Annotated in this window: 9 protein-coding genes; 8 read left to right on the forward strand and 1 reads right to left on the reverse strand. The window is 39.4% G+C overall.

All coding sequences use genetic code 11. The annotated features are described in order from the left end of the window. Positions 1-83 precede the first annotated feature (83 nt). Both PL8927_RS06535 and PL8927_RS06540 read left to right on the forward strand, forming a co-directional pair. Positions 84-1,130, forward strand: a complete 1,047-nt coding sequence (locus PL8927_RS06535) for an AI-2E family transporter (protein WP_083618788.1) — start codon at positions 84-86, stop codon at positions 1,128-1,130. Positions 1,131-1,194: 64 nt separating this feature from the next. Next, positions 1,195-2,370 carry a homocysteine biosynthesis protein gene (locus tag PL8927_RS06540; RefSeq protein WP_083618790.1) on the forward strand — a complete coding sequence of 392 codons (1,176 nt, stop codon included), beginning with the start codon at positions 1,195-1,197 and terminating at the stop codon, positions 2,368-2,370. Positions 2,371-2,449: 79 nt separating this feature from the next. Here the strand turns inward: PL8927_RS06540 and PL8927_RS06545 are convergent, their stop codons facing one another. Further along, positions 2,450-3,532, reverse strand: coding sequence for a hypothetical protein (locus PL8927_RS06545; RefSeq protein ID WP_331281801.1), 1,083 nt, complete (start codon positions 3,530-3,532; stop codon positions 2,450-2,452). 553 nt (positions 3,533-4,085) lie between these two features. Here PL8927_RS06545 and PL8927_RS06550 point away from each other — a divergent pair. The 6 genes from PL8927_RS06550 to PL8927_RS06575 all read left to right on the forward strand — a co-directional run bounded on the left by PL8927_RS06550 (position 4,086) and on the right by PL8927_RS06575 (position 10,391). Next, a complete protein-coding gene (locus PL8927_RS06550) occupies positions 4,086-5,015 on the forward strand; it encodes a tetratricopeptide repeat protein (protein ID WP_083618794.1) in 930 nt (309 codons plus the stop codon). 43 nt (positions 5,016-5,058) lie between these two features. After that, on the forward strand, positions 5,059-5,409 hold the full coding sequence (locus PL8927_RS06555) for a VOC family protein (protein WP_083618796.1): 351 nt from the start codon (positions 5,059-5,061) through the stop codon (positions 5,407-5,409). A 54-nt stretch (positions 5,410-5,463) separates the two neighbouring features. After that, positions 5,464-6,717 (forward strand): rod shape-determining protein RodA, encoded by a 1,254-nt coding sequence (gene rodA, locus PL8927_RS06560; RefSeq protein ID WP_083618798.1) that lies wholly within the window; start codon positions 5,464-5,466, stop codon positions 6,715-6,717. Positions 6,718-6,799: 82 nt separating this feature from the next. After that, positions 6,800-7,210, forward strand: coding sequence for a lysozyme inhibitor LprI family protein (locus PL8927_RS06565; protein WP_083618800.1), 411 nt, complete (start codon positions 6,800-6,802; stop codon positions 7,208-7,210). Between the two features lie 340 nt (positions 7,211-7,550). Next, complete coding sequence (locus tag PL8927_RS06570) at positions 7,551-8,465, forward strand: lysylphosphatidylglycerol synthase domain-containing protein (RefSeq protein ID WP_231505934.1); 915 nt, start codon at positions 7,551-7,553, stop codon at positions 8,463-8,465. Between the two features lie 24 nt (positions 8,466-8,489). Beyond that, the gene (locus tag PL8927_RS06575) at positions 8,490-10,391 is read left to right on the forward strand and encodes a polysaccharide deacetylase family protein (RefSeq protein WP_083618802.1); all 1,902 of its coding nucleotides are present in this window, start codon (positions 8,490-8,492) and stop codon (positions 10,389-10,391) included. Positions 10,392-10,517: the final 126 nt, after the last annotated feature.

Here is a 10,517-nt window from a genome sequence, read left to right on the forward strand (position 1 = left end):
CAGGTTATTAATATTCCTGAGACTTCAATTTGACTTAAATCGATCATAATTGATCAGAGCTCAATCTCATCGGTACTTATCCTGTGACACTAGGTCAATGGTTCGGCTTTAGCACAATTCTCTGTGCCATCTATATTCTCTGGCAAGTTCGACAAGCCTTGTTACTTGTCTTTGCTGCAATTGTTTTAGCAACTGCCCTGAATAAATTAGCTCGATGGATACAACGTTTTGGAATTAAACGCTCTTGGGCTGTATTGTTTTCTTTTAGTTTACTGATTCTAGTATTTGTAACAGTGTTCTTCTTAGTTGTTCCTCCTTTATTTGACCAATTACAAGAACTTGCTACACGAGTTCCTAGAGGGTTAGAACGAGGATTACAACGGCTAAATCTCTGGATTAATTACTTAAAAACTAATCTTCCAGGTGAGTTTTGGCAAGATTTATTTCAAGTTGATTTACAAATTAACTCCCTAATTCAACAATTACAACGCATAGGAAATCCTTTAATTGGAGGCGTTGGGGCTTTTGTAGGAAATACATTAGGCGGACTTCTCAGCTTTTTATTAGTTCTAGTTTTAACGATCATGTTATTAGCTGATCCTCCGGCTTACCGCAGAGCCTTTATTCAACTTATTCCTTCATTTTACCGTCAACGAATGACGGGGATTTTAGATCAATGTGAAGTGGCGTTAGGCCTATGGGTTGTTGGGGCATTAATTGATATGAGTGTTGTGGCAGTTTGTAGTTTAACGGGGCTTTTAGTCTTACAAGTTCCTTTAGCCTTTGCGAATGCCATATTAGCCGGATTTCTCAACCTTATTCCCAATATTGGCCCCACCTTAAGTGTGATTCCGCCGATGGCAATTGCTTTATTAGAAGATCCTTGGAAAGCGGGGTTTGTTTTTATCTTATATTTTCTAATTCAACAAGCCGAGAGCAATTTTTTAATGCCTTATTTAATGGCGCAACAGGTTTCCCTGTTACCCGCAATTACATTACTGTCTCAAGGATTTTTCCTCACCTTTTTCGGGTTTTTAGGTTTACTTTTAGCTTTACCTTTAACCGTTGTGGGACAAGTCCTAGTCCAAGAAATATTAATTCGAGATATTCTTGATCGTTGGGAACAATAAGTCTCTACAATTTAGAAAGGGTAAAAAATACAGAAAATATTCTAAAACCGCTTGTTAAAAACTGATGAAAACCATTGCTGAAATTAACGATAAAATTCTTCAAAATCGTGCAGTTGTTTGGACGGTAGAAGAATTAAAATCCAAAGTCACCCCCGACAATATCCCCCAACTGGCTCAAGAGATCGATGTAATTACCACCGGAACCTTTGAACCGATGGAAGCCTCCGGCGCTGTGATTAACTTAGGTCATACCGATCCCCCAATTAATATTAAAACCTGTTGGTTAGATGGGGTTCCCGCCTATAGTGGATTTGGGGCTGTTGATCTTTATCTGGGTGCGACTCAAATGATTGAAGACTCGGAAGAGCCCTGTGAACGCGGTGGAGGTCATGTCATTGAAGATTTAATCGCCGGAAAATCGATTAATCTCAAAGCATCAGGAGTTGTTTCTGACTGCTATCCTCGGAGTTCCTTTGAAACCACAATTACCCGTGATACGATTAACCAATTTTACTTATTTAATCCTCGAAATCTCTATCAAAATTTTATTGTTGGAGTCAATGGAGGCGATCACCCGCTTTATACTTATCTGGGCCCTCTACAACCCTATTTAGGAAATGCCGTTTATTCTAATCCCGGTGCTATCGGCCCGTTATTTAATGATCCTGATTTACAACTGATTGGAATTGGTACTAAAATTTTTATGGGGGGAGGAATTGGCTATATTACTTGGGAAGGAACCCAACATTTTCCCCTGCAAAAACGGTTAGAAAATCGCACTCCTATCGGCCCTGCGGCGACTTTAGCCTTAATTGGAGATGCGAAACAAATGAATTCCTATTGGGTACGGGGTTGTTATTTTAAAAATTATGGCCCTTCATTAATGTTAGGGGTGGGAATTCCTTTACCTGTTTTAAATGAAGATGTCATTACTCATTGTGCAGTTTCCGATCAAGATATTGTCGCTCCTGTGATTGATTTTTCCATTCCTCGACGGGTTCGCCCTACCTTTGGTTTAGTGACCTACAGTCAACTGAAAAAAGGCAAAATTTCCATCGAAGGAAAAATGGTGAGAACTGCACCTTTAGTCAGTATTTCTCGTTCCCGTGAAATTGCCCAAGAGTTAAAAAAATGGATTGAATCGGGTACTTTTACCCTGACAGAACCCGTTGCCAGCCTTCCCCAAGATCGATCTTTTCTTCCCCAAAATGTTTGGGGTTCTCAAATAAGTTTAGATTGAAACTGTCTTTGAATTACGAATTAAAAATTACGAATATTCCCTTGTAATTCGTAATTCGTAATTCGTAATTCGTAATTAATTAGCTTTCTTCTGTTGAAGATTTCCGTTTTAACGGTTTAGCAATGGGTTCTCGACGGGGAGGGGGCGGAGCCTGATCCGATTGGAATTTGGGTTTATAGGGAGGACGAGATCCCGTGTTAGAGTAACCCTGACCCGGTTGTCTTCTGGGGCCACCTTTTTGGAACGGGGGTTTCCGTCTTTTATTGGGGATCATGCCAATATCATGACTTTCCTGAATTACCAAATAATCTTCTTGCAACTGAACGTGTAAATCCCAGAAATGACCGACGGATCTCATCCCAGCAATTCCTATCAGTTTCAGTTTAAAAAACTTGGGTTTGTCATTATCTTTACGCGGAGCTTGGCGAATTTTAACAATGACATATTTCTCAGCCTCTTGAGATTGATAAACAACCTCACCCCGAATCGAAAAATAGCCCTGCTGAACTTTCGGTAACGCTTCAGTTTTATCCCATGATTCTGCTAATTTAGGTTCGGAAGCAACGGGAGTAGAATCTTCAGTATCGGGTGAGGATTCACTATCGGTTTCGGATTCATCAGATCTGAGGGTTTCGGGTTCCCAAACCCCCATAATTTGAACGTGTAAATTACCCTCTTCTTGACGTGTACGCGGATAAACCACCCAAAGATGATCTTGATCTAAGTCAATATGTTTTTTCACTAAACTCATGACTCGACCTAATAACACCGCATCCAGAAGTTTTCCTTCACTGGTGACTAATGTTCCTTGGGTAAATTGATCCGCAGAGGCGATGTATCGGCCATGAACTAATCCAATTGCTCGATACTGACGGGCTTCACTGGGGGGCGGAATCGGATGTTGCCAAAGCCGCTCTACAGATTCAGAGGATTCCGCCTCTAATTCTACGGTTTCAGCCATCTCAGTCTGACCAGAGACATCAGGAGATGTCTGATCGTCACTAGGGGGAACAGGAGGCGTTTCTGAAGCACTCTCTGGTTCTGGTGGTGCTTCTGGCGTTTCTGGTGTTTCTAGCGTTTCTGGTGTTTTTGGCGTTTCTGGCGTTTCTAAGATTACACTTTCACTTTCGTTCGGTGAATCTAGGGGGACATCTTTAGACATATTCACGGCCAGCGAGTTGGCTGGAGTTGAGCGGGAAGAACGTTTTGATGCTTTGGATCGATTGGGAGAAGGACTCATAACACCTCTTAGCGGAGACACATCCCTATAGGGAGCGAGGACATGGCTAGTAAAAACCCTTTTTTCCTAAAATTTAGGAAAGGTGAAGGCTTAACACTAAACTTAAGTCACGGATCAACACTATCAGGACATTTCAAGATTTGCACCCCTTCTTAAGGAAGAGGAAGCTGTACGGGCGCATTTACCGAGAGTGTTCTTACAAACAACCTGGATAAATTTGCCCCTACTTAGAAACCGTAGCTTATTGTTCAATGATGTCAGAAAATGTTGTGATCCAGATTTGAGTGCTTAAGCTGCCATCACAGCCTATTCTACTGAATCCCAATGCAGAACAGGCAAATCCGTAGGCTTTCTACATCAACTGTTATTGTTCGGGTAATTAACCTGGACAGAACTAAACATACTGAGTCTGTACGGGTTCTGTTAACATATAAGCTGCAAGGAAATTGGCCTCATTAGGGCAGGATTGGGTTTCATGGTAGATAAACGTCGTGGATTTATTGGTGTGGTGTTGGTGTTAGCTGTAATCGCCTTTGTGGGATTTTCTATGGGGCCACTGATTAGTGGGATTGTGGAAAACAATCAGTCGAAACGACAACCCGCTCCAACACCGACGCAATCGGCTCAAACAAGTCAGCAATCGGATTTACAAGCTCAAGCTCGCGGTTATGAGTTGGTGTTGCAGCGAGAACCCGATAATGAAACCGCCTTGAAGGGTTTATTGCAAGCTAAGTTAGAACTGATTCGGTTTAAACAAGCCGAGATTAAGGATGTGATCGAACCCTTAGAGAAACTGGCGAAAAAACATCCTGAAGATACGCGCTACAGTGTGCTGTTGGCACAAGCGAAAGCGTATACCGGAGATCAAGAGGGAGCAGCCCAAACCTATCGCACGGTTTTAGCGAGTAAACCGGGAGATATTCAAGCGTTACAAGGTTTAGTGAATCTCTTTTTAGAACAAAAACGTCCTGAAGCAGCAATTGGATTATTACAGGATACGCTCAAATCGGCTGCGAATGCCAATCAAACCGTACCGGGTACGATTGATGAAATGTCAGTGCAGTTGATTTTAGGTCAAGTTTACGCCGAAGACAAACGTTATGAGGAAGCGATGGCGATTTACGATGAAGCCATTAAAAATAACGACCAAGATTTTCGCCCTGTTTATGCAAAAGCTTTGATTCTCAAACAACAAGGGAATTCAGAAGAAGCTGAAGCTTTATTTGCTCAAGCTGTTGATTTAGCTCCGGCGGTTTATAAAGATCAAATTCAAAAACAAGCAGGTGGTAGTATTGCTCCGGCTAAGTCGGGTGAACCTGTTTCTCCGAATAATACCCAAACAGAATCCGCACCCGCGACAGAGCTTCCTAAACCTCAGCCATCTACTCCAGAATCGAGTAACTAATTTCCTACAATAGAAAGGAGTAAAAACCTTAATTTTTGTAATGATGAACCTGAAGCGTTTAGGCCATGTTGCCATTTGTGTGAATGATATTGACTCATCAGCAGTGTTTTATCAAAACTTAGGCATGAACTTGGTCTGGAAGGATGCGGACTGGGCGTATTTAAAAGCGGGTGAGGATGGATTGGCTTTACTGAGTCCGGGTTACGATCAAGCTGGCCCCCATTTTGGTTTTGTTTTTAGCGATCGCAGCGAGATGGAAAGCGCCTATCAAGCCTTAAAAGCTCAAGGTGTTCCCGTGAGTGACCTTCATGAACATCGGGATGGTACGGCTTCTTTTTATGGTCGTGATCCTGACGGAAATGGCTTTGAATATCTGTATGAACCCAGTACCTGAGTGCAGAAAGTTTTAACAGAAATAACTTTTGGCTCTGATCAATTCTGAAAAACTATGTTTCAAAAAATCCGACTGGTAAATCGCCGGAGTTCGCTATTTTATGCTTGGGCTGAGGTGGATTGGTGGTTAATGGTTAGCTGTATTAGCCTAACCTTATTTGCGGGAATTATGATCCGCAGTGTGGAATTAAATCAAGGATTAACGGATTGGTGGCAACATTGGGTTACAGGAGCCGTGGGTTTAATCTTAGCCCTGATTTTTTCCCGTTGTCGTTATGAACGTCTGGTCAAGTGGAAATGGGTAATTTATGGCGTTACCAATCTATCTTTGATTGCAGTACAAATTATTGGAACAACCGCATTAGGAGCACAACGCTGGATTAATATTGCCGGGTTTCATGTTCAACCCTCGGAATTTGCCAAAGTCGGAATTATTATTACCCTGGCGGCGTTACTTCAAGAGTTAAGATCCCCAAATTTGGGGGATATGATTCGGATTTTAGCGATCGCTGCGGTTCCTTGGGGATTAGTGTTTATTGAGCCAAATTTAGGAACTTCCTTAGTGTTTGGTGCGATTACCGTTGGCATGATGTATTGGGGTAATATTCATCCGGGATGGTTAATTTTGTTGGTTTCTCCGGTAATCACGGCGATTGTTTTTAATGTGTCTCTCCCGGCGGGAATTGTCTGGGCGATCTTGATGGGTTTTGTCGGGTGGTGGAGTCTTCCCTTACGATGGTTAACTGGCCCTCTAGCTCTATTAGCAAATTTAGGAGCCGGACAATTAAGCCATATTTTATGGAATGTATTGCAAGATTATCAAAAGCAACGGTTAATTGGATTTTTGAATCCTGAACAAGATCCTTTAGGTAGTGGTTATCATTTAATTCAGTCTCGAATTGCAATTGGTTCGGGACAATTATATGGTCGGGGACTCTATCAAGGAACTCAAACTCAATTGAATTTTATTCCTGAACAACATACAGACTTTATTTTTTCAGCCGTTGGGGAAGAATTGGGTTTTATCGGTTGTATTGCAGTATTAGCCCTGTTTTGGTTTATCTGTTTACGCTTAGTGATCATTGCCCAAACTGCTAAAGATTCTTTTGGGTCTTTAATTGTCATTGGGGTATTGTGTATGCTGTTATTTCAGGTGTTTGTTAATATTGGCATGAATATTGGTTTAGCACCCGTCACCGGAATTCCTTTACCTTTCTTGAGTTATGGTCGCTCTGCATTACTGAGTAATTGGATTGCCATTGGCATTGTACAATCGGTAGCGAACCACCGACAGAGGATTAAATTTTAAAAAATTTAACCGTTGATCATTGTAGGGTGTATTGAATAGATTTGATGTTTTTTGTTCTTAAGTTAGAGTTTTTTTAAAATATATGCAGCGATTATTACAAGTCTTTTTCCTGGGTTTTGTACTAGCTAATTTTACAGTTTTTGGATCTCCCAGTCATGCGGTCGCCCAAACTGTCATTACTCAAAATATTCAATGTAAGCCTGATGGCACAACTTTAGAAATGAGAAAATGTGCCGCCGATGAGTATGCGATCGCGGATAAAAAACTCAATCAGACTTATCAAAAACTCATTGGTCAATTATCCCCAGAACGCAAACAACGATTAATTGAAGCTCAACGAGCTTGGATTTCCTTTCGAGACAAAACCTGTCGTTTTGAAGCCAGTGAAGTTTTAGGAGGGTCAGCAGAACCTTTATTTTTAACCCAGTGTTTAACGAAAGTAACTCAACAAAGAGTTCAAGACTTTCAAAACTATTTGGCTGAAATTAAGTAAGGTTTGAGTTTCAATTCCATCCCTAGAGCTAAACAGTATTTTTGGTTCTAGGGTTATATATAGCATTCCTAAATAGGTTGTAATATTTTATCGTAGGGGTTTGGTCTCCAAACCCTCTTTGTACCTGGGTTTGGAGGGACGCCACCCCTACAAAACTTTTTCATAAATCCTACACGGATTGCTATATCTTTTTCCCAAAATAGACACAACTTACACCCAATTTGATTTTAACATTAACAGTCGTAGGGGCGAGGTCACCTCGCCCGTACCAGTCAACAGCTTTCCACGAGGTTAACAATTGATGTCCACCAGTTCAGGGTTAAATTTCCAGATGAATCGAATGCGTAAGATAGGGCCTTCTGTTCTGGGTTTTCTGCTGTTTGCTATCTCGATTTGGGCAATTAGCCAAAAACTAGAACGCTATTCTATTGATGATGTTTTAATCAGTTTATCTAATATTCCTAAAAGTCATCAATCCGGGGCAATTTTCCTGATGTTGATGAGTTATTTAATGACAACAGGTTATGACATTCTAGCATTTAGTTATATTGGTTTTCCACTTCATTATGGCAAAGTAGCCTTGGGTGCTTTTATTAGTTATGCCATTAGTAATAATGTCGGTTTGTCGCTATTAACCGGGAGTGCAGTTCGCTATCGGTTATATTCAGGATGGCGGGTTCCTCCGGGTGTAATTGCTCAAGTGATTGCCTTTGCTAACTTAACCTTTTGGTTAGGATTATTTGGAGTCTGTGGGTTAGTTTTTATCTTAACACCGTTACAAATTCCGAGTATTTTAGATTTACCCTTTGTGTCTGTGCGTCCAGTAGGAATTATCTTTCTCCTGGCGATTGCTGCTTATCTATTCTGGAGTAGTTTCAATCATCAACCGTTGAAAGTTGGAGAATGGGAATTAAATTTTCCTACTGTTGGTCTTTCCCTGGCTTTAATTGCTTTTGCTTCCGTAGATTGGGGGGCGGCTGGAGGCGTTTTATATTTGTTGTTACCCGCAGGGAGCACCTCCTCTTATTTAAGTTGTTTTAGTATTTATTTATTGGCAATGACAGCCAGTATGATTAGTAATATTCCCGGAGGTTTAGGGGTTTTTGAAACCGTTGTTTTAACCTTAGTTTCCCCAGAAGCAAATCCGGCAGAGGTTTTAGCCGCTTTATTAGCCTATCGCGCCGTTTACTACCTGCTTCCCCTGATTATTGCAACCTTATTACTGGGAATTCATGAACTTAAAAAACAGCGATAATATCATTGATTTTAGGTGATTATAATGGTAAAATACAAAAGTTCATTATCTGCTCAAAACTCTGGCTTATCTCTGCTCACCGCTCGAATTTTAGCTCTCGTGGTTACTGCTAATTTTTGTTTGGTGATCTTTGATTTAACTTATATAAGAAATCGTCCATATTATTTAGAATTCAGCCAACATCAAAAGCAATCTCCAAATACACCTAAAAATCAATATATCCAGCAAGTTGATCAACTTGAACAAACTATTAATCAATTTGGAATTGAGTCTCAGCAAGTTAAAATAGCATTAGATAATATTCAGAAATCTAGTTTAGATCTCTTGATTGAAAATCCTCCGTTTCGCGTTCTCAATCCCTATGGAACTTTAGCAGAAATTCAAAAGCGGTTTCAAGGTCATCTCAAAACCAATAATTTTCAGCAAGCTTTAGAAACCTTTTGGAGTCCTGATTCTTTTAATCCCAAAAATTGGAAACAAGAGTTAGATTTTTTTAATCAAGATATTCGGTTTTTAATTTTATTTCATGAACCGAGTTTAACCTACGATATTATTAAAGGAATTGAACCGGATAGACTGACTCAAAATTATTTAATCAAAGTTATAGAATTAAAACTTTATTTAAAAGAGAACGATTTAGATACACCCAAAGCCCAGGCTTTATTGAAAGAACTTCGACAATTAAGTGCTAATATGATTGATCGAAATTATTTCTTACAATTACAACATAATCTAGGAAGCTTAACAGAAATTAAATATCGAGTTATTGATCATATTTATAGTCGAGATCCAAAATTCACAACTCGACTCACACCGACCCTCAAATTTTTATATAAAATTAGACTCTTAAATTTTTTAGCCCCGGAGTTAATTTGGTCGGATCGATCCTCTAAACAAGCTTTCTATACTTTTTGGAGTTCTGAAAATTTAAAACAATATGGATGGGAAGCAGAATTTCAATTTTTTGAAGATCAAATTCAAGATTTAATGGAATCATTTTATTTTCGACAGTTAGGTATAGATGGCCGATTTGTTAATCGATTTTGGTTAATTGATTTACCTTGGATTACCTTATTTTTCTTGATATTTTTAATGGAAATATACGCCCTTCGCCGTCGTCAACCTGGGTTAACCCTAAAGGAAGCTATTTTAAAATTATGGTATTATTTCTTTTTGTTAATTCCTAAATTATTGTTTTTAAGATTTATTTCAGCAATTTATCATTTGAATCGAGCTAATTTCCCTAGTTTGCAACCAACAATTGATTATTTAAAATTAAAATTTATTTATAGCTTTGCTCAAGAATTAATTCAAGTTTTGGTGAATCAAGGGCTTAATCAAGTTCAATCTTTTGTTAAAAAAGGAACGATTAAAAAGCTAATTGTCAATCCTTCCTCCTCCTATCAATCCCTCGATCTTGTAGACCTGATTCAGGAATCGCAAGCACCGCCAGGAATTCCTAATCGCATTATTGAACTGACAATTACTCAGGTTTTACCCACAATTCATGCTGAATTAGAAGCTTATTTACATTATCAAGTTACTCAATCAATTTATCAATCTCCTATTTATAAAGGATTAAGTAAAATTCCTGGTGTTCGTCATCTTCCCCAACAAGTTGCTAATAGTGTGGCTAAAAAAATTGCGATCGCAATTTCAGAAAACCCCAAAAAATCCCTAGAAGCAGGTAAAAATAAACCGCCAGACTTTATAGCGATGCAATTACAAAAACAATTAACTCAGAAGTTTGTAGATCAATTACGCATTGAATTAAGGAAAGAACAAGTTATTGATGATGTAGAATCGATTTTAGTCAATTGGCTAGAAGGACTAAAATCCAACCAAGTTAAAAATTTAGAAGCAAAATCAAGTATTAAACCCGCTAATTTTGAAGAAATTAAACAGATTCCTCCCGCTCAAAACTAAGCCCTGTTATTAATAATTTTTAACCCAGATTGGTTGCGGGGACTTCCCTTATATCGGTGTCAACTTAAGCCGAAAACCCGTGATTACAGCCGAGATCAGATCCCCCTAAATCCCCCTTAAAAAGGG

This window comes from Planktothrix serta PCC 8927 (genome assembly GCF_900010725.2).
Classification (GTDB): Bacteria; Cyanobacteriota; Cyanobacteriia; order Cyanobacteriales; family Microcoleaceae; genus Planktothrix; species Planktothrix serta.

Excerpts from the sequence above, each read along its gene's own strand:
- PL8927_RS06550 (WP_083618794.1), top strand. The coding sequence starts at position 4,086 with ATGGTAGATAAACGTCGTGGATTTATTGGTGTGGTGTTGGTGTTAGCT.
- PL8927_RS06565 (WP_083618800.1), top strand. The coding sequence starts at position 6,800 with ATGCAGCGATTATTACAAGTCTTTTTCCTGGGTTTTGTACTAGCTAAT.
- rodA (WP_083618798.1), top strand. The coding sequence starts at position 5,464 with ATGTTTCAAAAAATCCGACTGGTAAATCGCCGGAGTTCGCTATTTTAT.
- PL8927_RS06555 (WP_083618796.1), top strand. The coding sequence starts at position 5,059 with ATGAACCTGAAGCGTTTAGGCCATGTTGCCATTTGTGTGAATGATATT.
- PL8927_RS06575 (WP_083618802.1), top strand. The coding sequence starts at position 8,490 with ATGGTAAAATACAAAAGTTCATTATCTGCTCAAAACTCTGGCTTATCT.
- PL8927_RS06570 (WP_231505934.1), top strand. The coding sequence starts at position 7,551 with ATGCGTAAGATAGGGCCTTCTGTTCTGGGTTTTCTGCTGTTTGCTATC.
- PL8927_RS06540 (WP_083618790.1), top strand. The coding sequence starts at position 1,195 with ATGAAAACCATTGCTGAAATTAACGATAAAATTCTTCAAAATCGTGCA.
- PL8927_RS06545 (WP_331281801.1), bottom strand. The coding sequence starts at position 3,532 with ATGTCTAAAGATGTCCCCCTAGATTCACCGAACGAAAGTGAAAGTGTA.